The organism is Phycisphaerales bacterium (genome assembly GCA_016699835.1).
GTDB lineage: Bacteria > Planctomycetota > Phycisphaerae > Phycisphaerales > UBA1924.
Map to the genome: position 1 here is coordinate 587,999 of CP064987.1, position 24,632 is coordinate 612,630.

Annotated in this window: 20 protein-coding genes and 2 pseudogenes; 19 read left to right on the top strand and 3 right to left on the bottom strand. The window is 63.1% G+C overall.

What is annotated here, in order from left to right; translation table 11 throughout:
- From IPK69_02470 to IPK69_02530, 13 genes are all read left to right on the top strand, one after another.
- Positions 1-1,041 carry a hypothetical protein gene (locus IPK69_02470; GenBank protein QQS09507.1) on the top strand — a complete coding sequence of 347 codons (1,041 nt, stop codon included), beginning with the start codon at positions 1-3 and terminating at the stop codon, positions 1,039-1,041.
- Positions 1,038-1,646, top strand: coding sequence for a methyltransferase domain-containing protein (locus IPK69_02475; protein ID QQS09508.1), 609 nt, complete (start codon positions 1,038-1,040; stop codon positions 1,644-1,646). The genes IPK69_02470 and IPK69_02475 overlap by 4 nt, the downstream gene beginning before the upstream one ends.
- Positions 1,621-2,553: a hypothetical protein gene (locus IPK69_02480; protein ID QQS09509.1), complete on the top strand. Its 933-nt coding sequence runs from the start codon at positions 1,621-1,623 to the stop codon at positions 2,551-2,553. The genes IPK69_02475 and IPK69_02480 overlap by 26 nt, the downstream gene beginning before the upstream one ends.
- A complete protein-coding gene (locus IPK69_02485) occupies positions 2,550-4,055 on the top strand; it encodes a hypothetical protein (protein QQS09510.1) in 1,506 nt (501 codons plus the stop codon). The genes IPK69_02480 and IPK69_02485 overlap by 4 nt, the downstream gene beginning before the upstream one ends.
- Positions 4,052-4,675, top strand: coding sequence for a hypothetical protein (locus IPK69_02490; protein ID QQS09511.1), 624 nt, complete (start codon positions 4,052-4,054; stop codon positions 4,673-4,675). Before IPK69_02485 ends, IPK69_02490 begins: the two co-directional genes overlap by 4 nt.
- A complete protein-coding gene (locus IPK69_02495) occupies positions 4,672-5,352 on the top strand; it encodes a hypothetical protein (protein ID QQS09512.1) in 681 nt (226 codons plus the stop codon). Before IPK69_02490 ends, IPK69_02495 begins: the two co-directional genes overlap by 4 nt.
- 87 nt (positions 5,353-5,439) lie before the next feature.
- Positions 5,440-5,805, top strand: a complete 366-nt coding sequence (locus IPK69_02500) for a hypothetical protein (protein ID QQS09513.1) — start codon at positions 5,440-5,442, stop codon at positions 5,803-5,805.
- A 208-nt stretch (positions 5,806-6,013) separates the two neighbouring features.
- Positions 6,014-7,504, top strand: coding sequence for a DNA cytosine methyltransferase (locus IPK69_02505; protein QQS09514.1), 1,491 nt, complete (start codon positions 6,014-6,016; stop codon positions 7,502-7,504).
- A 5-nt stretch (positions 7,505-7,509) separates the two neighbouring features.
- Positions 7,510-7,941: a DNA mismatch endonuclease Vsr gene (vsr, locus tag IPK69_02510; protein QQS09515.1), complete on the top strand. Its 432-nt coding sequence runs from the start codon at positions 7,510-7,512 to the stop codon at positions 7,939-7,941.
- Between the two features lie 335 nt (positions 7,942-8,276).
- Positions 8,277-9,842: an ATP-binding protein gene (locus IPK69_02515; GenBank protein ID QQS09516.1), complete on the top strand. Its 1,566-nt coding sequence runs from the start codon at positions 8,277-8,279 to the stop codon at positions 9,840-9,842.
- Positions 9,839-12,754, top strand: a complete 2,916-nt coding sequence (locus IPK69_02520) for a Z1 domain-containing protein (GenBank protein QQS09517.1) — start codon at positions 9,839-9,841, stop codon at positions 12,752-12,754. Before IPK69_02515 ends, IPK69_02520 begins: the two co-directional genes overlap by 4 nt.
- Positions 12,738-13,778, top strand: a complete 1,041-nt coding sequence (locus IPK69_02525) for a PD-(D/E)XK motif protein (GenBank protein ID QQS09518.1) — start codon at positions 12,738-12,740, stop codon at positions 13,776-13,778. Before IPK69_02520 ends, IPK69_02525 begins: the two co-directional genes overlap by 17 nt.
- Positions 13,771-16,071, top strand: a complete 2,301-nt coding sequence (locus IPK69_02530; protein QQS09519.1) for an AIPR family protein — start codon at positions 13,771-13,773, stop codon at positions 16,069-16,071. The genes IPK69_02525 and IPK69_02530 overlap by 8 nt, the downstream gene beginning before the upstream one ends.
- Before the next feature lie 408 nt (positions 16,072-16,479).
- On the opposite strand, the gene IPK69_02535 is transcribed toward IPK69_02530, so the two are convergent.
- The gene (locus IPK69_02535) at positions 16,480-16,896 is read right to left on the bottom strand and encodes a PD-(D/E)XK nuclease family protein (protein QQS09520.1); all 417 of its coding nucleotides are present in this window, start codon (positions 16,894-16,896) and stop codon (positions 16,480-16,482) included.
- 491 nt (positions 16,897-17,387) lie between these two features.
- On the opposite strand from IPK69_02535, the gene IPK69_02540 reads away from it, so the two are divergent.
- Entirely contained in the window at positions 17,388-18,149 is a 762-nt protein-coding gene (locus IPK69_02540) for a hypothetical protein (GenBank protein QQS10400.1), read from the top strand.
- Between the two features lie 498 nt (positions 18,150-18,647).
- On the opposite strand, the gene IPK69_02545 is transcribed toward IPK69_02540, so the two are convergent.
- Together IPK69_02545 and IPK69_02550 are read right to left on the bottom strand one after the other, a co-directional pair.
- On the bottom strand, positions 18,648-19,313 hold the full coding sequence (locus tag IPK69_02545; GenBank protein QQS09521.1) for a transposase: 666 nt from the start codon (positions 19,311-19,313) through the stop codon (positions 18,648-18,650).
- Complete coding sequence (locus IPK69_02550; GenBank protein ID QQS09522.1) at positions 19,310-19,735, bottom strand: hypothetical protein; 426 nt, start codon at positions 19,733-19,735, stop codon at positions 19,310-19,312. The genes IPK69_02545 and IPK69_02550 overlap by 4 nt, the downstream gene beginning before the upstream one ends.
- 855 nt (positions 19,736-20,590) lie before the next feature.
- Between IPK69_02550 and IPK69_02555 the strand changes: the two are divergent.
- The 5 genes and pseudogenes from IPK69_02555 (at position 20,591) to IPK69_02575 (ending at position 24,627) form a co-directional block, all read left to right on the top strand.
- Positions 20,591-21,235, top strand: a pseudogene (locus IPK69_02555) (cytochrome c).
- Positions 21,236-21,305: 70 nt separating this feature from the next.
- Entirely contained in the window at positions 21,306-21,653 is a 348-nt protein-coding gene (locus tag IPK69_02560) for a cytochrome c (GenBank protein ID QQS09523.1), read from the top strand.
- A gap of 94 nt (positions 21,654-21,747) precedes the next feature.
- Positions 21,748-23,822: pseudogene (gene nosZ / locus IPK69_02565) on the top strand (Sec-dependent nitrous-oxide reductase).
- A 110-nt stretch (positions 23,823-23,932) separates the two neighbouring features.
- Entirely contained in the window at positions 23,933-24,172 is a 240-nt protein-coding gene (locus IPK69_02570; protein QQS09524.1) for a hypothetical protein, read from the top strand.
- Between the two features lie 14 nt (positions 24,173-24,186).
- Complete coding sequence (locus tag IPK69_02575; GenBank protein ID QQS09525.1) at positions 24,187-24,627, top strand: hypothetical protein; 441 nt, start codon at positions 24,187-24,189, stop codon at positions 24,625-24,627.
- The last annotated feature ends 5 nt before the right edge of the window (positions 24,628-24,632 follow it).

Here is a 24,632-nt window from a genome sequence, read left to right on the forward strand (position 1 = left end):
ATGCCCGATGACCTCCGCAAAGTCCGCTCCGGCCAGCCCCTCCGCATCCCCGCGGGCGCGTACAACGCGTTCGTCGATGCGGCGGTCGATCTGCGCTCGCGTCAGGGGCGCAATCAGGCCATCGCCGGGCCGCTCGTCGAGTCGGCTCAGCGCGGCATCGGCGTGGTGCTCGTCCGCAACGACTCGGGCGAGCTGATCGAGGCGCACCACGCGCTGGCGATCACCGGCGTGCTGGTTGAGCCGGGCGAGGACGACCAAGAGCGGACCTTCCACAGCCGCACGCCACTGACTGGCGATGTCGCCACCGAGGAGTCCGACACGCTCGCGTTCGCCGTGGCGCTCCAGCCGATCAAGCCCAACGCCCTCGGCCCCTGCGTGCTCACCGGCGTGACGACGGCGCGGGTCTACATCACCAACGAGACGGACACCACCTGTGAGCTCGCGGCCGAGGAGACGGTCCTGGCCAGCACGCCCATGGGCGGCATCCCGATCCTGTGGAAGGAGGACGGCACCGGCGAGAAGTGGGCGGTGATCGAACTCGGCCGGCCATCGCTGGGTCGCATCACCGCGATCCTCGGCGCGGCCCAGCCGATCCCCACCGAGCGCAACCGCTGGCGGTACCCGTGGGTCGAGGCCCAGATCGACGGCAACCCCGGAAGTCCGGACTACCTGCGGTACGTGCCGGTCGAGAACGGACTGACCTCGCAGGCCCCCAGCGGCGGCGAGGACCCCACGCGCCTGGCGATCAACCGCTTCGAGGCCCACCACATGAACGACTTGGAGCCCGGCTCGGGGTTCGGCGGTCTGCTCGGTCTAGGCCCGGTGTGCGAGCTCCCCGGCGTGCTCCCCAAGTGCCCGCCCGCGCGGTCGCTCAAGCCCAAGCTCGTGCCCATCCCCGAGGGCGTCTGCGTGCAGATGACCTGCGAGCGCAACAGCCGGGGCAAGCCGGTGTGGGTCTTCGAGGCCATGAGCCTGATCGAGATCGCCGACCCCGCCGACGAGGACCGCAAGTTCAACCTCTACATCGGAGGTGCGGAATGACGACCACTCCGACCCCCACGACCACACCCGCGCCGGCGACGCCGCTGGACGCCAAGCGCGCCAAGGAGCGGGCCAAGTACCTGGCGCTCGCCAGCAAGCCCGGCCCGACGTACGGCTCGTCCAACCACGGCCGCGCCGCGATCCCGCTCATCCAGGAGAGCAAGCCGAGGTTCGTGGTGGACTTTGGCTGCGGCCGCAACGACCTGGTCCGCGAGCTGCGGCGCCTCGGCATCGACGGGCTGGGCATTGACTTCGCGTTCCCCGAGGCGGACCTCGTGCGTCCGATGCACGCGACCGCCTTGAAGGCGGGCATCGCCGACGTGGTGACGAGCTTCGACGCCCTTGAGCACCTGCTGCCGGAGGACGTGGATCTCACGCTCGCGGAGATGCGCCGCGTCGCGGTGCCGCGCGGGCGGTTCATCTTCTCGATCTGCACGCGGCCGAGCACGACCACCGTCGCCGGCGAAGGTCTGCACCCGACGGTGCGACCGCTGGACTGGTGGCTGGAGCGCATCGCCCGCGTCGGGGTCGCGAGCAGGCCCAAGTCGGGCTCCCGGTACATCGTCGGGAGGTTTAAGAGTGATCGGGGGTGCTGTGGTGCGTGAGAACCAGTCCGACATCGCGGCGCTGCAGGCTGGGCTCAAGGCGCGCAAGCCCGCGCGCGATGGCCTGCGCCTCTACACCGCCCCGCCGACGTTCGAGTCCGTGTCCCTGAGTGGGTTCTATCGGGGGCGGTCCGCCTTCCTCATGCTCTCCGGTCCGTCGCTCAAGCAGGTCGACCTGTCGCTGCTCGACGCCCGCGGCATCGTCACGATGGCCGTCAACAACGCCTGGTCCGTGCGGCGGCCGACGCTGTGGACCTGCGTGGACGACCCCGGCCGCTTCATCGACGTGGGGTGGAAGGACCCGGGCGTCCTGAAGTTCGTGCCCACGTGCATGTGGGACAAGCGGCTCAAGGTCATGAACCCCGACGGCACGCTGCGGAACAGCGCCTTCAAGGTCCACCAGATGCCCGGCGTCCTGTTCTTCCGCCGCAGCGACCACTTCGACCACGAGCGATTCCTCACCGGGGACACGATCTCATGGGGCAACGACGCGAAGAACCCCGACTCGCTGGGCATCACCGGCAAGCGCTCGGTCATGCTCGTCGCCCTGCGCCTCCTCCATTACCTCGGCTTCTCGACGGTGTACCTGCTCGGCTGCGACTTCAAGATGGACGCGGAGCGCAAGTACGCCTTCGACGAGCACCGGGCCCAGAATGCGATCCGGCACAACAACGTGCTGTATGACTCGCTGTCGAAGAGATTCGAGGCCCTCAAGCCGCACTTCGAGAAGCACCGATTCCGCGTCGTCAACTGCTCGCCGGGCAGCGCCCTGGAGGTCGTCGAGAAGATGGCCTTCGAGGACGCGGTAAAGGCGGCGTCGTCCGAGTGCGGCAAGCCGATCCGCACCGACGGCTGGTACGAGCCGAATCCCAAGACGAGCGCCCCGCAGCAGGAGGCCGCACGATGAGCGACGGCCCCACGCGGTACTACCTCTACATCCCCGTCTGGGCGACCGGACGTGCTCCGCAAGGCGGAGGGTCGAGCAACTACTCCACCCCGTCGGGCTCGACCCCGGAGAGCACGTACTCGACGCCGACGAGCACGCCGAGCATGCCGCCGAGCTACTCGACCACGGGAGACGTGATCTATACGACCGGCCCGGGCGGCACGCCGACGCTGACTTTCTACACCACCGGCGCGTTCACGAGCAACACGTCCGGGACAACGCACACGCCCTCAAGCAGCGGCCCGAGGTCGTCGAGCGGGATGACGACGAACTCGTCACAGACACCGACGAGTTCGCAGACGCCATGGAGCACGGGCTCGTCTGGCATGAGCAGCTCGGGCATGAGCAGTTCCGGCGGCGGGAGTTCGTCCGGCGCGTCCAGCGGGATGTCATCCGGGGCGAGTTCGGGCGCATCGTCGGGCATGTCTTCCGGCGGTAGTTCTGGTATGTCGTCGGGAGGATCGTCCGGGGGCTCATCGGGCGGCGGCTCTTCCGGAGGCGGATCGTCGGGTGGTGGCGGATCGAGCGGCGGTGGCGGCTCATCGGGCGGCGGCGGTAGTTCAGGTGGAGGGGGCAGCTCTGGTGGAGGCGGCTCCTCGGGAGGTGGCGGCAGCAGCGGCCCCGGTTCCAACTGCGTGCTCGCGGGCACGCCCATGGTGCTGGCCGACGGATCGCTCAAGCCGGTCGAGGCGCTCCAGCCGGGCGACCGCGTCGCGGCGCTCGACGTGGCGGGCCTGGATCGCGATGTGCCCTGGCGTGCGCAGTACCAGTGGCTCCGACCCTGGGCGGAGGCGGCGCTGACACCCGTCACCGGCACCGTTAGCAGCGTGAGGCTCGGCACGCACGAGGGATTCATCACCATCAACGGCCGCCTACGCCTAACCCCCGAGCACCCGGTGCTCTTGAAGCGCAACGAGGAGATCGGTTTCGCGTCGGCGGAGTTTGTGCAGGTCGGCGATGCGCTCATCCGTCAGGACCTGAGCGAGGAACTGGTCGAGACGGTGGAACGCTCCGGCGAGCGCGTGACGACCGTGGCCGTGCATGTGCCGGGGCTGAATGTGTTCCTGGCAGGTGGCGTGTGGATCCACAACGACATGCCCGCGACGCGGCAGAGTGGTTCGGGGTCTTCTTCGGGCTCGGGATCGGGTTCCGGGTCTGGATCAGGCTCGTCGAGCGGAAGCGGGTCGGGCAGCGGCAAATCCAGCGGCTCATCCATGTCGAGTTCTGCGTCCAGTTCCGGGTCGAGCTCCGGCAGTTCGTCGGGCTCCTCGAGCGGGAGCGACAGCGGCTCTGGGCCGCCCGGATCCGGCTCAGGTTCCGGCAGCGCTCAGCAGTCAGTGGCGCTCGGCGAGGGCGCATCGTCCTTCATCGAGGGCGGCATGGAGGGTGTGCCACCCGCAAAGTGGCAGCAGAGTGGCGTGGGCAGTCTCAGCAGCGGCATCGAAGAGGAGGTAAAGGCTTGATCCCGAAGGTCATCTACACGGCGGACCTCAGCGAGGTTCCCGACAAGGAGCGGCTCACGGCGTGGCGGCACGCGTGGCAGACCATGCACCCCGAGTGGGACGTGGTGACGCTCACGCTCGACACCAAGCCGCCGATCCTCAACTACGACCAGTGGCAGCAGACCTTTGGGCTCGCCGAGCCCGCGGCGTCAGCCGCGCGGCTGAACCTGCTGCGCTACGAAGTGCTGGCCCGCGAGGGCGGCGTCTTCGTCGATCCCGACCGTCTGCCACTGCGCCCCCTCGACGAACTCGTCGCGGGCGTCGGGGCGTTCTGCTCGACCATCGCCAGCCACGGCGCGAGTAGGCCGCACATGCTCTCGCCGTCGGTGCTGGGCGCAACGCGGAACCACCCGATGCTGTGGCACGCCATCCGCGACCTGCCGCACTCGGTGCTGGTCTATCGCGGCGTGTGGGACCAAAGCGGGCCCGGGTTCCTCACGCGCGTGGTCCGCGACCACGGGCACTTCCGCGACGTTGTGCCGTTCCACTGGGCGCTGTTCGAACAAGCCGAGGAGGCCGCCACGGCCCACGGCGGGGCGTTCGCCTTCTTGCAGGCCAAGCCTGCGGAGGTGGTGGCGTGAGCACGGCCACACGCACCACCTCAATCCCGCGGGTTCTGCACCAGATCTGGCTGGGCAAGGGCGAGATGCCGCTCAACCAGCGGCGATGGCGGCGGCGCTTCGCCGAGATGAACCCGCATTGGGAGATTCGGCTGTGGACGGACGACAAACTGCCGCCGATCCTCAACCGCAACGCATGGGCAGCCTGCGGCAACGTCGGCGGCACGCCGGGCTGTGTGATGCGCTCGGACATCCTGCGCCTGGAACTCCTGGCCCGCTTCGGCGGCGTCTATCTCGACACCGACGTGAAGCCGATCCGTCCGCTCGACGAGATGTGCCCGCCCGAGGTACGGGCGTGGGCCGCATGCGAGCAACTCGACATCGTCTCCAACGCGGCGATGGGTTTTCCAGTCAACCACCCGGCCATGTGGCAGGCGGTGGCGATGGTCGAGGAGTCCTTCTTCGAGCGCCGGTACGTTGGCGATCAAGCCGGGCCGGGCCTGATCGCGCGGGTGGTCACGCAGTACGACGATGTGACGTTGTACCCGCCAGCGTACTTCCACCCGACAGTCGCGGAGTCAAAGTCCAATCCCGATGCACTGGGCTTCCTGAAGGCGGCGCATCTCTTTGCCGGGACATGGGTTGAGGAGAACAGGATTCACCACACACGCCTCTGGCTGGCGAACAAAGCGCCGTAAACTGTGGGCGTGCAAGCCATTGTGCTACGGGGCTTGCCTCCCGAAGATCCGCGCTTAGGGTGTCGCCACCCCCCATAGGAGTCCGTCATGAATGAGGCACAAGCCAATGCGATCGCAGAGATCTTCAGCGGAGAAGCGTGGAACAGCGGAGGCGGAGCATGGCTGGCCGCCTACTGGCGCGGCGATGGGAAGTACATCGTCTTCTCCGGTGACGCAGTTTGCGAGTACGAAAGCGAAGAGGACTTCGACGCTGCCAAGGCGAGCAACACGCTCGTCCTTGCCAGCGGCAACGAGGAATGGTGGGTCGTCTTGGACACGAGCGGCAATGTCATCCACCGCAACCCCGACCTCAAGACCGGCTGGCGGTTCCGCGAGGAGGCAGAACACGAGGCGTCTGGCCTCCAGAGCCGCACAGGCGAGCGGTTCTTCGTGAAGGAGCTCGTCAGCGAATGAACTCGATTCTCGTGCTCGACGGTCAGCAGAGAGAACTCGCTGATCCCGCCTGGTACTCTCTGGCTGAAGCCTCATGGGCCTGTGTCAACTCAACTGCTCGCCTGTGTACTAAATGAAGAACGCAGACACAATTCCTGTAATCGACATCTTCGCTGGCCCGGGTGGCTTGGGCGAGGGCTTCACGGCGTTCAGGCCTTCAGCCGGAACTATGCCCTTCAAGATCAAACTTTCGGTCGAGATGGACGAGTATGCCCACCGAACGCTCTTGCTCCGGAGTTTCTTCCGTCAGTTTGACCCCGGAAGTGTGCCATCTGCCTACTACGAGTACCTTCGCGGTGAGGGCAAGTGGCAGGGGGCCACGTGTGAGACGCTTCTGAACGCATTCCCGACCGAAGGAGAACGAGCACGCAAGGAGGCTTGGCGCGAGGAACTAAGGCCTTCCATCGCGGAAGAGGTAGACCAGCGGATCATGGCCGCGCTTGGGCCGCGCAAAACTCGCCCTGCGTGGGTGCTCGTTGGTGGACCGCCCTGCCAAGCCTACTCACTCGCAGGACGAGTACGGATGCTTGGTGAAATGGGCGCAGCTTTCTACGCGGACAAGCGGCACACACTCTACAAGGAGTACCTCCGTCTCCTTGCCAAGCACGCGCCATCCGTATTCATCATGGAAAATGTCAAGGGGCTGCTGTCGGCCACCTCGCAGAGCGGAGCTGGAGTATTCGAGCAGATTGTCAGGGACCTGCAGCGGCCACCCGGCAGCGACAACAAGTATCGTCTCTTTGCACTCTCCCGTGGTGAAGGTGGCGACGACCAGCTTTTCCACGATGACGGTGATCCGCGACAGTTCATCGTGGAATGCGAACGTCACGGAATCCCGCAAGCACGCCACAGGCTGATCATCCTTGGAGTGCTTGAATCCGAATTCGGCTGCGATACCCGACTGCCCCGTCGGCTTGCAGGGCGGGCGACCATGGCAACGTGCCGAGACGCCATCGGCGATCTGCCCCGTCTTCGCAGCGGCCTTTCGCGAGAGGAGGACTCGCCCGGACGGTGGAAGCAGTTTGTCAGCTCAGCGATCCGTGAATCATGGTTCAAGCACATCGCTCGCAACGGTGAGGCTCGTGTGGCGGACGCGATTCGAACCGCGATTGATCGCCTGACATGCCCTCGAGAGGATCGCGGCGGGCGCTTTATCCATTGCGAATCATCGCCCGAGTTGAGGCCCGACTGGTACAAGGATCCGATGTTGAAAGGTGCATGCAACCACGAGGCGAGGTCGCATCGCTCTGACGACCTGCACCGATACCTGTTCGTATCCGCATACGGGACCGTGCACGACTATTCCCCACGCCTCCGCGACTTCCCGACCGCACTGCTCCCTGCCCACCTGAACGTGGGATCGGCGCTTGATGCGGGCATGTTCAACGACCGCTTCCGCGTGCAGTTGGCCGGGGCCCCCGCGACGACCATCACCTCGCACATCTCGAAGGATGGGCACTACTTCATCCACTTCGATCCATCGCAGTGCCGGAGCATGACCGTCCGTGAGGCGGCGCGCATTCAGACGTTCCCGGACAACTACTTCTTTGAAGGGCCCCGTACCGAGCAGTACCGCCAAGTCGGCAATGCCGTGCCGCCGTTGCTGGCGAGAGAGATCGCCGGCATCGTTTTCGAGGGGCTACGACGGCAGTGGAAGTGACGGTTGTGGCCGACAGAATCAGCAAACGCGATCGCAGCGACCTGATGAGCCGGATCCGCTCACAGGACACCGCACCGGAGCTGGTCGTTCGCTCCTGCGTCCATCGGCTTGGGTACCGGTTTCGCTTGCACGACCGAAGATTGCCCGGTTCTCCGGACTTGGTGCTTCCCCGACTGAGCAGTATCGTGTTTGTGCACGGTTGCTTCTGGCACCGCCACGCGGGCTGCAGACTGTCGTACCAGCCAAAGTCCCGAGTCCGCTTCTGGTCGGACAAGTTTGAGGCAAACGTCGCGAGAGATCGTCGAGTCGTCACAGCCCTCCGCCGGGCTGGCTGGCGAGTGCTGATTGTCTGGGAATGCCAAACGCGAGATGAGCAGCGGCTGACGGAACGCCTGGCCCGACTCCTTGGCAAGAGCGATTCAGCACGTCCCGATTGATTCGGCCTTTCGGCTCGAAGGTCGGCGCAGTCACGAAATGGCCCCTGGGGCGTAGGGGGCCCGCGACCCGCCCGCACGCTTTGCCCCGAAGAACTCCTCCTCGGGGGCGTGGGGCGTTACCCTGTCAGGATATGCGGGTACTGCCCTCCACAGTTCACAGTTTCCGGAGCAACGCGGAGTGGAAGATCTTTGACCTCCTGCAGGCGACGGATCTGGGGCCGAAAGCTCTCGCCCTGCACTCGCTGAACCTCTCTGCCACTGCTCAAGTACTTGTCGCCCCGTGCGGGTTGTCGGGCAAAGGTGATTGACGACTCATACCGTTCGCCGAGGTACCGATGAAACCCAGTCGCAGAATCACATCGATACGCACGAGAGCGGCTGCTGCCAGCCCGACACTGCCCGGACAGGAGCCGAGCGACGACCGTGATTTGGCACCGCCCCACGCGGCGGCGCTGGCGGAGAGCCTTCGGGCCTTCGGGTACGACTTGGCGACAGCACTCGCAGATCTCGCGGATAACAGTCTATTTCATCATTGTCGCACGCTTCGCATTCACTTTCATTGGGCGGGAGAATCCTCCGCGATCGCAACGGCGGATGATGGCGACGGCATGGACGAACCGACGCTGATCGATGCGATGCGAGTCGGGAGCCGGAATCCAAGGGAGCATCGAGACCCGCGTGATCTTGGTCGCTTCGGGCTGGGCTTGAAGACGGCGTCGTTTTCGCAGGGGCGTCGAGTGACCGTGTTTTCGCGGCGAAGTGGTGGCGTTCAGATTGTCCGTTGCTGGGATCTCGATCACATCGCAGAAACAAACGAGTGGCGGTTGCTACGACAGCCTTCTGCGCTAGCTGCAACGCTCGCCGAACAGCTGGCCGATCCGAAGCATGGCACCGTCGTTGTCTGGGAGAAGCTCGACCGCCTGACTGCCGGAACCGTCATGGAGGATGATTCGGATGAAGATGCCTTTCTACGGCAGGCAGAGTACGTCGGCAAACACTTCGCGGCGGTCTTCCACCGGCTCATGACGGGAAAACACGCAGTGTCGATGTCCCTCAACGGAAGCCCTATCAAGCCCTGGGACCCGTTCCTGGCCGATGAGTCGGCGACGCAACGGCTTGCGGTCGAACATCTCAGATTCCAAGGTCATCCCATCGAGGTGGAGCCGTTTGTTCTTCCACACTTGTCCAAGCTGGATGCGGAAGCCCATCGCTCGGCAAGCGGCTTGCGGGGCTGGAACGCGCATCAGGGGTTCTACATCTATCGCAATTCTCGATTGCTCGTGCCCGGCGACTGGCTGGGGATCAAAGGATGGCGACAGGAGGAGCACTACAAACTTGCTCGCATCCGAGTGGACTTGCCGAACGCACTGGACCACGAGTGGGAGATTGATGTCACAAAATCCCGTGCGCGACCCCCGGAGAAGCTGCGAAGGGAGTTGGCTCGGATTGGTGAAAGGACGCGCAGCGTTGCAAAGCGAGTCTACTCGCATCGAGGCGCGAAGCTCCTCCCAGCTTTGGGGCACGAGCGAGTCTTCCTTTGGGAACAGACCGCCAAGCACAACCAAGTCTTCTACCGCCTCAACCGCGACCATCCGCTCGTGAAGCGGGTACGGTTGGCTTGCAATGATGTTCCGATGTTGACTGCCCTCCTGCGGCTCATTGAGGAGACGATTCCCGTGCCGCTGATCACGACGACTGACCGGGAGATGCCGGACCGGACGATTGGACCATTCGAGGCGGCAAAAGAGTCTGAGATTGTAGAGGTCATGCGTCATGTGTTTGCGGCACTCATGGCGGGTGGCTTGTCTAGGGCTGATGCACTGTTGCGGCTGGCCCACATCGAGCCATTCGGTAGTTTCCCTCAACTTCTGCAAGTCCTTCAAGAGGAACGTCCACAGTGAACGAAGCATTCAATCACGCGAGAGTGCTGGCAGTGACGCTGCTCAACCTCCAGCAGGCACGGACTCCGGATGTCATCCGCGCACAGGTAGCGCTTGCGGCCCAGACCACGCGCGCCGCTGGCAAAGGTGAAGTGGACGCCGAGGCGTTGGTCGCGCAGCTGATGCACGAAGCGAACGTGTATGTACCTGACGCAACTATGATGGACGACCCCACGGATCACATCGAATGGCTTCCCGCAAGTCGCGGAAGCATCGAATGGAAATTCTGGAATCGGTACAAAGCGTTTCTCGAGCAGGAGAAGCAGCTTCCAGAACCGGCTGTAATCTCACTGAGCAAGCTCACCGATGAAATCCTTGGGAAACTGGAGCAGCCTGAACGAAGCGCGCCTTGGGACTGTCGCGGCATGGTTGTTGGCAGCGTCCAATCTGGCAAGACGGCCAACTACTGTGGACTGATCTGTAAGGCCATCGATGCCGGGTACCGGCTTGTTGTGGTACTAGCGGGCATGCACAACAACTTGCGCAGTCAAACCCAGTATCGCCTTGACGAGGGTGTGTTAGGGCTCGACAGTCAAAAGGACCGGCAGCTCGATCAAGGCAACAGCCTTCTTGGTGTGGGAAAGCTGTTCGGGCAACCCTTGGCGATCCACTCCCTTACCAGCAGCTTCGAGGACGGAGACTTCCGAGCGCCCAAGGCCGATACGAACGTCACCATTGGTGGCGACCCTGTGATTCTCGTCATCAAGAAGAATGGGAGCGTGCTGCGCAACCTGCTCAGGTGGGTTCTCCATGTTCGGGGTGTGGACGCGCCCGACGGCAAGCGGAAGATCATCCGTGGAATACCGCTGCTAGTGATTGACGACGAGGCCGACAACGCGTCAATCAACACCAAGGACCGTCGGGGCAAGCCCGCCGACGAGGCTGACGTGACCGCAATAAATGGTCGAATCCGGGAGCTCTTGGACGCATTTGAGAAAAGCGCCTACGTCGGCTATACCGCGACTCCCTTCGCCAACATCTTTATCAATCCGGATGCCGAAACGCCCAAACATGGAGAGGATCTCTTTCCTCGCAGCTTCATCTTGAACGTGTCGCCGCCATCGAACTACGTCAGTCCTTCACGAGTGTTCGGACTTGACGGCGATCCAGATTCTGGAATCGAATCGAAGCAGGAGTTGCCGCTCGCACGGATCGTGGATGACTACGCGGATGCCTTTCCGCCAAAGCACAAGAAGGACCTGATTGTCCACGAACTGCCTGGCTCGCTCAAGCACGCACTGCACAGCTTTGTTCTTGTGTGTGCGGCCCGCAGAGCGCGCGGACAGACAGCGGTCCACAACTCCATGCTCGTTCACGTGACTCGCTTCGTAGACGTTCAGCATCAGGTTGCGCAACTGATCCTCGGACAGGTAGAGTCCATGAGGTTACGACTGACTATGGGTGAGGGTGAGCGGCGTCCGACGTTGATTTCAGAGCTTGAACGGATATGGCATGAAGACTTCGAGCCCACGAGCGAAGCGATCCGTCGCGGTTCTCCCGACGAACACCTGCCACTCGTGTCATGGTCGCAGGTCGCGGCAGAACTGCCTGAGGCAGTGGCGCGAATGGAGGTGAAGGAAATCAACGGACACGCGACTGATGCCCTCGACTACGTCGCGCATCGACAGGGCTTTACGGTTGTCGCTGTTGGCGGAGACAAGCTCTCGCGAGGTCTCACGCTTGAGGGGCTCTCGGTGAGCTACTTCCTTCGCGCGTCGCAGATGTACGACACTCTCATGCAGATGGGGCGCTGGTTCGGCTACCGTCCTGGCTATCTTGATCTGTGCCGCTTGTTCACAACGGATGATCTTCGCCGCTGGTACAGACACATCGCGCTCGCTGAGGTCGAGCTGCGCCGCGAGTTCGACCGCATGAAGGCCGCAGGGCTGACGCCAAAGCGCTATGGCTTGCGCGTTCGGCAGCATCCAGGTGGGCTACTGGTGACTGCGATGAACAAGATGTCGCACGCTCAAACACAGAGGCTTTCATATGCGGGCCAACTCGTTCAGACTGCTCACTTTGTTACTGCCGTGGATGTTGTACGCAACAATATGGAGGTCGTGAGCAGGTTCCTCAACGGGCTTGGAGGTCCGCAGACTGCAAAGCCACCAAGTGCTGGTGCTTGGCTATGGCAATCGGTAAGGTCCGAGCTGCTCGTTGACGGTTTGCTTCGTGACTTCTCGGTGGCGTCCGAGGTCTGGCGCTTTCAGAAACCAGAGATGATCGAGTTCATCCGACGGCAGGCCGCCAACGGCGAACTCGTGAACTGGACAGTCGCGCTCGTGGACACGGACGGCAACGCGGGATCGTGTGAACTGGCCGGGTGCCGGGCTGGCAAGGCAGAGCGCAAGCCAGAAGAAGGCTCGTGGGATGATGACAAGCCGCCATTCCTCTACAGGGCTCGCAACGCGAATATCCAGAGCCCGGCCCATCAAGCCCTTGACTTGACCGAACTCACTTTCGACGGAGCGATGCTTGCACACCTCTTGGCAAAGCGGACCGACGAGAACGGCGGGTTGCTCTTCAACGCTGACGAAGCGGCGTTGCTGCGGGGGTGTCTGGATCAGAGAGCAACGCTGCGTCAGGCAGCCGAACGCCTGTCTATGCACCGAAAGCCACCAGTAGAAACGAGCGAGAGCAAGCGTGCCCGCATCAACGGTGAAGTGGCCCGACAGTTGCGCCCTAGCACTCATGGTCTCCTGTTGATTTATCCGGTGGTACCCACCGAAGGAAGATGGCCGCAAAACGAGCCGCCATTCATGGGACTGGCCTTTAGTTTTCCATCGAGCCATACCGCGAGAGCGGTGGAATACCGAGTGAATCGGGTGTGGCAAGACACGTTCCAGGACAGAGACTATGCCGACGAAGATTAATGACCTGTGGGCAGCGATGGACCGGGACATCGCCACCGGCGAGAGCGCTATAGGCGGCTGGCTGCTGCGCCTGGCGCGACCGACAGCGGACTGCCCACTGTTTGCGGCCATCGATCTGGCATCGCGGCGGCGCGCCGTTCTGCTTCGTCTGCCTGTCGAATCGATTCCCTCAAGACGGCGATGGCCGCGCTGCAAAGGGCTAGAGCCGCTGACCTTGAAACTTGATGGATGTGAGCACTTTGGCGTAACTCTGAAAGAAGAGCGCTTCACCGACGTGTTTTCCGCGCTGGCCGAGGATCTGGCCAGACGTATTTCAGAAGCGCTTACCCCGGCCGATCAAGCCCGCGCGTTCTTGGGGCAACTGTCACGCTGGCAGAAGTTCCTGACGGCGTCGTCGGATGGACTCACCGACGAGGCACAGCGAGGCCTGTGGGGCGAACTCCGGTGTCTGCGAGAACGCCTGTTGCCCGCTCTCGGATTCCCAGCGGTCTTCGGTTGGAAAGGACCCGAGCACGCACACCAGGACTTTCAGTTTGCAAGTGGGGCGATAGAGGTCAAGACGACTCTTGCGAAGCAGCCCCAAGTCGTGCGCATCACCAGCGAACGACAACTTGACGACATCGCCTGGCCGACTCTGCTTCTGCACGTCATTGCCTTGGATGTGCGTGACGGCAGCGGCGAGACACTACCAGGTATGGTCGCGTCACTGCGAGCCAAACTGAAGGCAGACCCAGCAGCGCAGGATCAGTTTGAGGATCGCCTGCTCTTGGCAGGATATCTCGAGGCGCACACAGGGCGCTATGCCGAACGCGGTTACCTCGTTCGGTCGGAGGTGAGTCTGCATGTGCGACGTGGCTTCCCGATGCTGACTGAGCGCGACTTGCCAGCAGGCGTCGGTGATGTCAGCTACGGATTGGCGGTCGCCGCGTGCAAGGCATATTCAATAAGCGAGACATCGCTCGACAAGCGGTTAGTCGAGATGACCACCGTCATCAAGCGGCGGAAACGGAGGACTAATGGCTGAAGGGTTGACCCATCTTGAGCAATTCGCACACGACCTTCATCAGGAGGTGCAGGTCAAGGCGGGAAATGACGCGAACCCGCAGATGCGGGAGGACGCCTTCACTGAGCTGGTGCTGGAGCTGTTGAACGAGCACAACGAATCTGACGGTGCCGAGGTGTGCTATCACGCGACCGGCGGGCGCGGCCGACTTCCCGCGGCAAAGGTGAACGCGTGGTCACTGTCCGGAGATGGGGCGACGCTCGACCTGTTCGTTGTGCTTTATCACGGCACCGGTTGCCCGGAACCGGTGCCACGCAGCGCCGTCGTCGATCACTTCAAACTACTTCGGGGGTTTCTGCGGCGGGCTAGGGATGGGTTTCATGTGCAGATGGAGGAATCGCATGAGTCCTTCGAGGCTGCCAGGCGCATCTGCGATGGCAAGGACACACTGACGACGGTGCGATTGTTCCTGCTGACCGACGGCGTCGTGAAGTCTTTGGAGATTGACCAAGAACAGCTGCCCGGGCTTGAAGTGCGGTATGTGCTTTGGGATCTGGAAAAGCTCAGCCGACTGCGCGTAGGACACCGCGAGATCATCAGTCTGGACTTCGTGAACGATTACGGCGGTGCGATTCCATGCCTTCAGATGGCGGACTGCACTGGCGAGTATCGTACATTTCTCGCGTTTCTGCAGGCTCCGCTACTCGCTCGCATCTACGGCGAGCACGGTCAACGCCTGCTGGAACGCAACGTGCGGGCATTCTTGCAGGCCAAGGGAAAGATCAACAAGGGACTGCAGCAGACTCTGCGTGAAGAGCCTCACCGGTTTCTTGCCTACAACAACGGTTTGTGCTGTACGGCGGCAGAGGTCAAACTGCAGGCGGGTCGAGATGGTCACGCCATGCTCGAGCGGGTAAGTGACTTCCAGATTGTAAACGGCGGACAGACTACAGCGTCGATTTTTCATGCGTTGAAGAAGGAGAAGGTTGATATCTCGCAGGTCGTTGTGCAAGTGAAACTGACGGTTCTGAGCGATGCGAAGAAGGTCTCCGAGATCGTCCCACTGATTTCCAAGTACGCCAATAGCCAGAACAAGGTCAACGGCGCAGATTTGTCTGCCAGCGGGCAATTCCATCGGCACCTCGAAAATCTATCCCGCACTGTCTGGTCTCCGCCGATGTCCGGCATGGACCGGGGGTCGCACTGGTACTACGAGCGAGCGCGTGGCTCATACTTGGACGACAAGGCTCGCCAAGGGACTCCCGCTCGCCAGAAGGACTGGGCAGCAAACAATCCGCCGGAGCGCAAATTCACGAAGACGGATTTGGCGAAGTACGAGCATTCGTGGATTGGCGTGCCTCACCTCGTTTGTCGGGGTGCTGAAAAAAACTTCCTGGCGTTCGCTGAGCGGTTGGAGGATGAAGGTGAGCCGTCAGTGGACTTGAACTACTTCAAGCAAACCATTGCAAAGGCCATTCTGTTTCGGACGGCAGAGAAACTGTTCACCTCACTGGACTTGGAGGGGTACCGCGCGAACTCCGTGGCGTATGCCGTCGCGTGGCTCTCGCTGCGTTCGGCGCACCGCATCAACCTCGATCGCATCTGGGACGAGCAACGCGTTCCGCAGCTTACACAGGACTGCCTGAGGGCTGCATGTCAGGCTGCGTATGAGCACATTACGAAAACGGGCGGCAACGTTGGTGAATGGTCAAAGAAATCGGAATGCTGGGACTTGTTCCGAGACCAAGAAATCAACGCGCCAGGCAACTGGGAGGCGGAGTGGGCAGCGAACCCGTTTGTCACACTGACCACGCGACCAGATTCGGCGGCTGACGATTGGGATCGTGTTCGCCAGCAGTTCGTCTCCGACACTAGGACTATCGGCGAACTGGAGGCGCTCACCGGACGGCAGTGGATGGCGAGGTATCGCGGCGAGGAAGTGCGTACCTATGCCGTCCGAGGGTGGTCGGGATTGAAGGGTGCAGGCGGTCGCAGACTGAAGAACCTACGCGACCTGATCGACCTGCTCGCTGCCGCCGCTCAGCTCAGCGGGATGCCCTTCGGGGTTCCATCAATCACCGATGACATGGTGGTGCAGGGCCGCACCGCGAAACTCAGGGATCTCACGGATGAATCTGAGCAAGTCGTCCGTCTGGTTGACGAGGTTGCCGACCAGTCAGAAGACGACGGCATCATGTGTGTGAGCGCGAAGAGCCCGTTGGGTAAGGCGATGCTCCATCGGCGAATCGGCGAGACAATTCAGGTGCATGCGCCGGGCGGAGTAGTCAGTTATCGAATCGACCACGTTCAGTGATACGACATCGCGAGCGTTCGGCGTCCGTTCTTCGACGCGATGTCAACCAGATAACGATCGCCCGAAACCCCCTTGGCGGCCTGGATTCGACGGTTTGAACCCGTTCCGATCGGGAGCTTCAATGGCCGCGTCCAAAGAACGCGGCCCTGTTCGTTTACGGATCGGGGGTCGGGCCGGGCATCGGGAGCCCCTGCAATCCGCGTTGGAAATCGAGGGTTGGGCGGAGGGTCCGCCCGACCGAGAGCGCTCTCTGGTTCGGCCCGCTGGCCAACGGGCCTTGGCGAGACGTGGGGGCGGCGGCACTTTCGGGCCGAGACTCTCGGCGGGCGGGAGAGAGTCCGGCGGTCTGGTTTACGGCGGCCGCTGAGTCGGGCCTTGATGATGGGCGTTTCGTTTCGGGCGGACCTGTCAGGGCCTGAGGATGTCCAGTCCGGCCCGGTCCGCTTCGTGAAAGGCGGTCAAACGGAACTTGGCCCGCAGCATGGACGCGTGGTCCAGGCTCGCCTGACGGTCGTAGATCTCATAGGCATCAGCATCGGTGACGACCACGAGCGGGGCACCATTGCGGCTGGCATATTCGAATGCCTGACGGAGCGCAGAGTCGCGGTCAGGCTCTGAGCGCAGGGAGGTCTTGACTTCAATGACGAACCGCGGCTTCAACACTCGTTCGTAGAGGTGCTCGAGCACATCGTGCACGCGCGAGCCGAGGAAAGTGGCGATCTGCTCTGGCGGCTCGGGCAGCTCCACCTTTGCGATGTACCGGTAGAAGTACTTCCGCGAGCAATGGCGGAAGCACTCGATCCGGCTGTGGGAATAGGTGGGCATCGGAAGAGGCGGATTGTATTGCCCGGGGAGTATCTGTGAGGGGTGTCCTAGGCTCAGCCGTGGCCAAACGACCCGATCCAACATCGACGGAGTGGGGCGAGCGTCTGCGTGGTCTTGCCGTGCTGCTCCCGGTGTTCAGCGCCCCCGGCACAGATCCGGATACCGCGATCAGCGCGCTGAGTGATGTGGCGTACCGCTTGGGATGGGTGCTGACGGACTTCGACTGGTCAAAGTGGGCGCACGGGCCAGAGTGCCAGATGCTCGTGGAAGACCCCGCGAACGTCGCCTCAGCCGATCCACTGACATTGGCTCGCCTCCTCACGGCTCACCTCCGGCAGGACCGCTTCTGCGAGGGACATCTCTTGGCGGCGTTTGAGGATGGACACTTGACGGCCATCGTGCGTCGGGCTGCAGACCTGCTCGGTGCGCGTGAAGGAGCGTCGGCGCGGGAGCAGCGGGGAGAGGCATCTGTCACGCTCTTCACCCGCTACATCGGCATCGACTATTCCGGTGCCCAGACGCCGACGTCGAGCCTGCCGGGGCTTCGGGTATACATGGCCGGTCGGGATGCCACCCCGGCCGAGGTACGGCCAATGCACGGGCCGAAGAAGCACTGGACCCGCCGAGGCGTGGCGGAGTGGCTGGTCGCCCGACTCTTGGGGAATGAGCCCGCCATCGTCGGCATCGACCACGGCTTCTCTTTCCCGATCAAGTACTTCGATCAGCACGGCCTGCCGCACGACTGGCATGCATTCCTCGACGACTTCCACCGCCATTGGCCGACCGATGGCGACAACACCTACGTCGATTTCGTGCGCGACGGGAATGTCGGCCGTGGCTCGGAGAGGATGGGAGACCGGCGCTGGAAGCGGCTGACGGAGGTCCGAGCCGGCGGGGCGAAATCGGTCTTCCACTTCGACGTGCAGGGGTCGGTTGCCAAGTCGACTCACGCAGGCCTGCCTTGGCTCAGGTATGTCCGCGAACGGCTCCCCGGCCGCGTCCACTTCTGGCCGTTCGACGGCTGGATGCCGCCGCCGGGGCGGTCGGTCGTGGCCGAGGTCTACCCGTCGCTGTGGAGCAAGGCGTTCTCCAAAGCCGGCCGGACGCCCGACCAGCACGACGCTTGGAGCGTGGCCGAGTGGCTGCGGCGGGCGGATGTTGGTGGCGGTCTCGTGGAATTCCTGAACCCCGGCCTCGCGAACCTAGATCGGGCGACCGCCGAAGTTGAGGGCTGGATTTTGGGTCTCGGGTAAGCGCCACGGCCCGAGTTCGATCCACCTGTTAAGCGTGAGGTTCCCCATCGGCTATCCGACGCCGATTTCCCGCTCTCTCTGGGCGGCCCAATGCACTAGCGGGCCCCGAACTCATGCCGAGTTCGAGACACCCATCCGATCGGAGTTTTGAGGCCCGTGTCCCGAGTGGACGCGGGCCTGTTTGTTTACGGTGGGTGCGTTGTGATTCGAACCTCGCCGAGCTGTGCGCGAGTCGATGAACTCGCCGTTTCCCGCACGATTCGTGGGTGTATCTGATCACTGTGCGTCCATCACCAGTCTCACCTGTGCGGCTCTCAATTCGCGGTTATGGGATGGCGGCGATCCGACCCCTACGGGTTCCGATCGCGCATGCCCGTGACTCTCGCAAACGACCAGAGAGTCCAGCGATCCGGTTAACGCGAGGGTTTGGATCGCGCTCCTTCCTGTACAAATATTCAGCCCGCCAGAACTAGCGGCCAACTCAGCCCGCAATCAGCATCACGCGGCCTTTCGGTAGTAATGCTTGATCACGCCACCTAGTCTTGATCGGCAGCGGACCTCAAGGCGACCAACCGGCCCGGCACGGGTCGTCGGCCTCCGACCCATCGGTGCCGCGAACTCCAGCGACGAGTGCGGACGGTCACGGTTGTAGTGGTCGACATACTCGCGGAACAGGTAATCCAGATGCCGCGTGCCGAGGATCACGAAATGATCAAGACACTCGGCCTGGAAACTCTGGATCAGCCGCTCCACATGCGCGTTGAGGTTCGGCGATCGGCACGGCAACGGCATCGACCGCATCCCACACTCACCCAACTCCCGTCCGAAGACACCATTGCCGATGAGGAACTTGCTGTCGCGATCGCGCACCAGCATCCTTGGCCTTGCCATATCCCTCGGCACACTCGCCGCGAACTCCCGGACAACACCGGCGAGCCACGTGGCGTCGGGCTTTGTGGTGCTCGTCGACACGTGCGCCCGCCGCGTCTTGGGATGGATGAAGACCAGACTGAACGCCAGCCGCAGCCCCTTTCGCGTCAGCACGCGCGTGGCCATGAAGTCGCAGGCCCACAGCGTCTTGGCGTGCGCCCTGAGGAACTCGTCCCAACTCCGTTCGCCACGAACAGGCCCACTCGGCAGCCCGGCCTCACGCAGGATGTTCACGACGGTCGATCGTGAGACGCTGGCGATGCCCAACTTCTTGAGTTCGCCGAGAATCCGCGTGTATCCCCATCCCGTCTCCCCGCGATCCGAAGGACGATCGCCCGAACATCCTCGGGCGTGCGAGGCCGGCCTGGCTTGCGGTTCGATTGAGCCGCTGGTTGCACCTTCTTCTTCGACTCCCGGAGCCACCTCATGAATGTCTCGGGCTTGACGATCGAGACCAGATTCCTAATGGCCGACCCGAGCGGCATGCCGAGCCGGATCAGCCGTGCCCGCTCCGCAGGCTTTACCCGGATCGGCCTCTCGATCCTCGAACGCAGAATCTCGTTCTCGGCCTTGAGGTACTGGATCTGCCGCCGAAGGTACTGTTGCGTGGACCCGATCAAGACCCGAAGAAGCCGCGTGTAGAGGTGGCTCGACATGGCGACTTGTACGCCGGTTGAACTTCCCGCATCATCTCTATGTACAGCGTCCAGCAAGCCAGACACGGCGACCAGCACGCCGCCCGCGTTCTCAATCCGTTAACCCAAGGGCTACAGTTTTGGGATTCCAGCGTTTAACGCTCCGAGAGAGGCGGGACGGAGTATTTGAACACCGCCGGGCACCCGGCCGGCGCGGCCACGACCCGCATGGTCCAGCCGACTGGATCTGAAGGACACCACCAAACCGCGTTCTGAGCCCGCCAGGCCTGTTAACCAGCCATATTTAGGGAACCATCCCTCGAAATCAGGAGAGAGCGCGTTCGAAACGGTTGTGAACGGGGAGGAAGACGGCTCGCACTCGCTGGTACGGAAACAGACGGCAGCGATTGTCGAGGTTGATCCTCATCGTGCACAAGCCTATTCACTTTTCTTGTGCCGAGGGCATCGAATGGGGTGGGGGCCGATGCGCCTGGATCACGAACGCCTCGCGCGTTGCTCGGAGCGAGTCGGGTTGCGCGCTGCCGCAGGAATCAGTTTCAGCGTGGAGTCACCGGCGATCCGAGCCGACAGACTCGCAGTGCCAGCGTCGCCCTGATGCTTCACTGAACGCTTCGGCGAAAGTAGTGCAAAGGCACAGGAACTCACCGATTCGGCACGGAGGCAATGCTCCGGTGGCCTGTGAGACTACGCCGATCCAGGCGAAAGCCCCCGACCAAACCGTTCAACGTGTCGGCGACATCCCGCACCGGCGGCAGGGTCTGTGGGATCCAAAGCTTCTTCGATCCCCAGTGAACGAGTGGCTACGCCCGAGCACCCCCTGCGGCGGTGGTCAAACTGCCACCACAACCCTATCGGATGCCGAATCATGTCGTGTTGAGCGATTGCAGAGAAAAGCAGGCCAGGCGATTGACGGCGGGATATTTGGTCGATATCTTTATCCAGATATCCGCCAAGGAGTCGGTCATGAGCCTCCACAGCAGCACAAATGCGGTCTCCTCGTCGAGCGGCGAGACGGTCCGGAACGGCACTCAGGAGTGGCACCCGCCACAAGACAGCGGACTGCGAGAAGTCGGGAAGGCTTTCCTCGTGGCCTGCCTGTTGATGGCGCCGATCCTGGGGATCGGCGGACGCGAGGTCTACAAGACGTGGAAGGGGCAGGAAGACGCACGGCTCGCCGCGATCAAGCTGGCGCGAGCGCACGCGGACCTGCTCGCCGCTCCAGCCCTCCCAGTGCTGTCTTTGACTGACGCGACGCATGGGCGTGACCTGTTTGCCGGAGCATGCGTCGCCTGCCACGGCAAGGACGCTCGCGGCGTGACCGGGCTCGGCAAGAACCTCTTGGACAGCAACTTCGTTGCCGCGCAGAGCGACGAGCAACTGAAGCAGTTCCTCGTGACGGGACGCCCGAACGCCAAGCCAGTCGGTATGCCCCCGAAGGCCGGGCGAGACGACCTCACGGACGAGGACCTGCGCCACCTGGTCGTTTATATGCGAGGACTCCAGGACCCAAGACGCATGCCCGAACTTCCAGCGATGGTCGTCGACGCGCCTCCTACCGCAGCGCAGCAGGATGCAGCGCTCGCAGCCGCAGGCGGCGACAAGGAACTCGCCGGATACATCGCCAGCGGAGACAATTGTTCCTGGCTCGTGCATCGCGTGCCACGGCAAGGGTGGAGTCGGCATCGCGGGCAATGGCAAAGCGCTGGCGAACAACGAATTCATCCGTTCGCTCGACGACGACAGCCTGCTGGCCTTCATCAAGCAGGGCCGCTCGCCAACAGACCCGAAGAACTCGACCGGGATTCAGATGCCGCCCAAGGGCGGAAACCCGGCGATGAGCGACGACGACATCCTGGATGTGATCGCCTATTTGCGGACGCTGCAGGGCACCAAGCCCGGCACTCCCGGCGGCAAGTGACTCGCACCCGCGGCAGCGAGCCGGCCTCCGGCATCGCGTCCGCACAACTTGGAGACTCAGCATGAGAATGGCTTCAACGATTCGAGTTCGCACCATGTGGACCCTGCTGCTGGCTGCGGGTGCCGCGCTCACCTGCTTCAGCCCCGACGCGGTGGCGCAGCAGGAGGGCCGCCGTCGTCGCGGCGGCACGCAGGAAGCCAAGCCGGTCGAGATCACCGCCGAGCAACTCTCGCAGCTCACGAAGATCGCCAACGACCGCAAGCTGAACGTCGATGATCTCCTCGCCGCGGCCAAGACGTTCATGCCCAGCGGCCGGCACGACGAGTACGTGCTCTTCTCCTCCGGCGGACAGAGCGGACAGGTCTTTGCGATCGGCGTCCCGAGCATGCGACTGCTCCGTTCTATCGCGGTCTTCACGCCCGAATCGTGGCAGGGCTATGGCTTTGCCGGAGACAAAGACCCGATCCGCGAGTCACTCAAGATCAACGGCAAGCCCGTGGAGTGGGGCGACACCCACCACCCCGCCTTGTCGGAGACCAAAGGGGACTACGACGGCGAGTTCCTCTTCATCGGCGACAAGGCCAACGCCCGGCTGGGCGTCATCGATCTTCGCGACTGGGACTGCAAGCAGGTCGTCAAGAACCCGCTGACCATCAGCGATCACGGCGCGGCGTTCGTCACCCCCAACACGGACTACGTGATCGAGGGGGGCCAGTACGGCACGGTCCTGGGCTACGGCTACGCACTGCCCGAGGACTACAAGAAGTCGTACCGCGGCATGGTGACGATGTGGAAGTTCGATCGAGCCAAGGGTCGCATCGACGAGTCGCAGTCCTTCGCCCTGGAACTGCCGCCCTACTGGCAGGACCTTGCGGACGCCGGCAGCTCGCCAGCGACGGGTGGTTCTTCATCAACTCCTTCAACACCGAGATGGCGACCGGCGGCGTCGAGAAGGGTCAGCCGCCTTTCGAGGCCGGTGCCAGCAAGCGGGACATGGACTACCTGCACATCATCGACTGGAAGAAGGCCGAGGCCGCCTTCAAGGCGGGCAAGGCGGAGAAGGTCAACGGGTTCCCGCTGCTCAAGCTTGCAACGCTGGTGGAGGAGGGCATCCTCCATTTCGCCCCAGAGCCGAAGAGCCCGCACGGCGTGGACGTGACTCCCGACGGCAAGTATATGGTGGTCGCAGGCAAGCTGGACCCGCACGTCACGGTCTACTCCATCGAGCGAATCAAGAAGGCCATCGCCGAGAAGAAGTTCTCCAGCAAGGACGAGTACGGCGTCCCGGTGCTTGACTTCGACTCGGTGAAGGAGGCGCAGGTCGAACTGGGCCTCGGGCCCCTGCACACCCAGTTCGACGACAAGGGCTACGCCTACACGTCGCTCTTTCTTGATTCGGCCGTCGCTCGCTGGAGCCTCGGCGGCGAGACGGCCAAGAAGGCCCCCGAGGGTGACTGGAAACTCGTCCAGAAGACACCGGTGCAGTACAACATTGGGCACCTCTGCGCCGCCGAGGGCGACACCGTGAGCCCCGACGGCAACTTCTTGATCTCCATGAGCAAGTGGTCGGTCGATCGATTTCTGACGACGGGACCGCTGCTGCCGCAAAACTTCCAGTTGCTCGACATCGTTCAGCCCGGCACGACCATGCCGGTCATCTACGACAGCCCCATCGGCGTTGGCGAACCGCACTATTGCCAGATGATCAAGGCCGACAAGCTCAAGACGTGGAAGGTGTACCCCGAGGTCGGCTGGGACCCGCACAAGCAGATGCTCTCGCCCGACGCTCCCAAGAAGGGTGACGAAGGCGTGACGCGCGAGGGCAACAAGGTGCTGGTCAAGATGACCGCCGTCCGCAGCCACTTCAAGCCCGAGCACGTCGAGGTCAACGAGGGTGACGTGATCACCTGGCGCATCACGGCGATGGAAACCGCTCAGGATGCGACGCACGGATTCTGCATCGGCGGGTACAACGTGAACTTGTCACTCGAGCCGGGCGAGTACACCGAGTTCACCTTCACCGCCGATCGGGCAGGGACGTACCCGTACTACTGCACCGAGTTTTGCTCCGCTCTGCACCTGGAGATGATGGGCTATCTGCACGTGAAGCCCAAGGGCAGCGCCGCCGCGCCTGCGAAGGACGCTGGGGCCGCGACGGCATCGAAATGAACGACTCGTCCGTCGCGGGTGACAACCCGCGATGGGCATTGGGCCCGACGCCTGCCGTGAGAGATCCCGACACTCACGTCGCAGGCGGCACCAAGGAATGGAGTTGACGCATGAGCAAGCTCTTCACCGCACTGATCGGCCCGCGGATCCCCCCCGAGGAGCTCCATGCGCGCCGCTGGCGGTATCTGACGCCAACCCTGATTTTCATGGCGGCCCGCGTGCTCTTGCTGGTGTCGATCTTCTTCCCGTACTGGCACATGGGCTCGAAGCGCCCCAGTATCCCAACGGTCTCTTCCTCACCGCGTACTGCAATCATCTCACGGGCGATGTTCGCGAGATCGACGGGCTGAACCACTACATCGGGATGCGACCCCTGGGCGAAGCCGCGGCCTTCGAGCGGGCGGCGGCGGTTTGGATGATCATCGCGATGTTCCTGCTCGTTGAGGGTGCGGCGGCCATCCACAGCAAGTGGGCAGTGCTGCTCGCACTACCGGCGGTCACGTTCCCGATTGGCTTCATCGTCGACCTGTACTACTGGATGCGCACCTTCGGGCTCAACCTCGATCCGGGTGCACCGCTGTCATCGTCGGTTAAGCCATTCGTCCCCACGGTCATCGGCGAGGGCGGCATCGGACAGTTCAAGACCTACGCGGAGTTCGGGACAGGCTACTGGCTCGCGGTCGCTGCCGCCGTGCTGATCGTCGTGGGATTCTTCTTCCACCGCCGGGCGTACAAGCCACTGTTCACCAACAGCCAGATGGAGAAGACCCCGCGTGACACGGGTCAGGAAGGAGCCGCGCGGTGAGTGCT

Excerpts from the sequence above, each read along its gene's own strand:
- IPK69_02475 (QQS09508.1), top strand. The coding sequence starts at position 1,038 with ATGACGACCACTCCGACCCCCACGACCACACCCGCGCCGGCGACGCCG.
- IPK69_02470 (QQS09507.1), top strand. The coding sequence starts at position 1 with ATGCCCGATGACCTCCGCAAAGTCCGCTCCGGCCAGCCCCTCCGCATC.
- IPK69_02560 (QQS09523.1), top strand. The coding sequence starts at position 21,306 with ATGCAGCGCTCGCAGCCGCAGGCGGCGACAAGGAACTCGCCGGATACA.
- IPK69_02550 (QQS09522.1), bottom strand. The coding sequence starts at position 19,735 with ATGTCGAGCCACCTCTACACGCGGCTTCTTCGGGTCTTGATCGGGTCC.
- IPK69_02500 (QQS09513.1), top strand. The coding sequence starts at position 5,440 with ATGAATGAGGCACAAGCCAATGCGATCGCAGAGATCTTCAGCGGAGAA.
- IPK69_02535 (QQS09520.1), bottom strand. The coding sequence starts at position 16,896 with ATGCCCACCTATTCCCACAGCCGGATCGAGTGCTTCCGCCATTGCTCG.
- IPK69_02570 (QQS09524.1), top strand. The coding sequence starts at position 23,933 with ATGAGCAAGCTCTTCACCGCACTGATCGGCCCGCGGATCCCCCCCGAG.
- IPK69_02505 (QQS09514.1), top strand. The coding sequence starts at position 6,014 with ATGCCCTTCAAGATCAAACTTTCGGTCGAGATGGACGAGTATGCCCAC.
- IPK69_02575 (QQS09525.1), top strand. The coding sequence starts at position 24,187 with ATGCGACCCCTGGGCGAAGCCGCGGCCTTCGAGCGGGCGGCGGCGGTT.
- IPK69_02515 (QQS09516.1), top strand. The coding sequence starts at position 8,277 with ATGAAACCCAGTCGCAGAATCACATCGATACGCACGAGAGCGGCTGCT.
- IPK69_02525 (QQS09518.1), top strand. The coding sequence starts at position 12,738 with ATGCCGACGAAGATTAATGACCTGTGGGCAGCGATGGACCGGGACATC.
- IPK69_02485 (QQS09510.1), top strand. The coding sequence starts at position 2,550 with ATGAGCGACGGCCCCACGCGGTACTACCTCTACATCCCCGTCTGGGCG.
- IPK69_02530 (QQS09519.1), top strand. The coding sequence starts at position 13,771 with ATGGCTGAAGGGTTGACCCATCTTGAGCAATTCGCACACGACCTTCAT.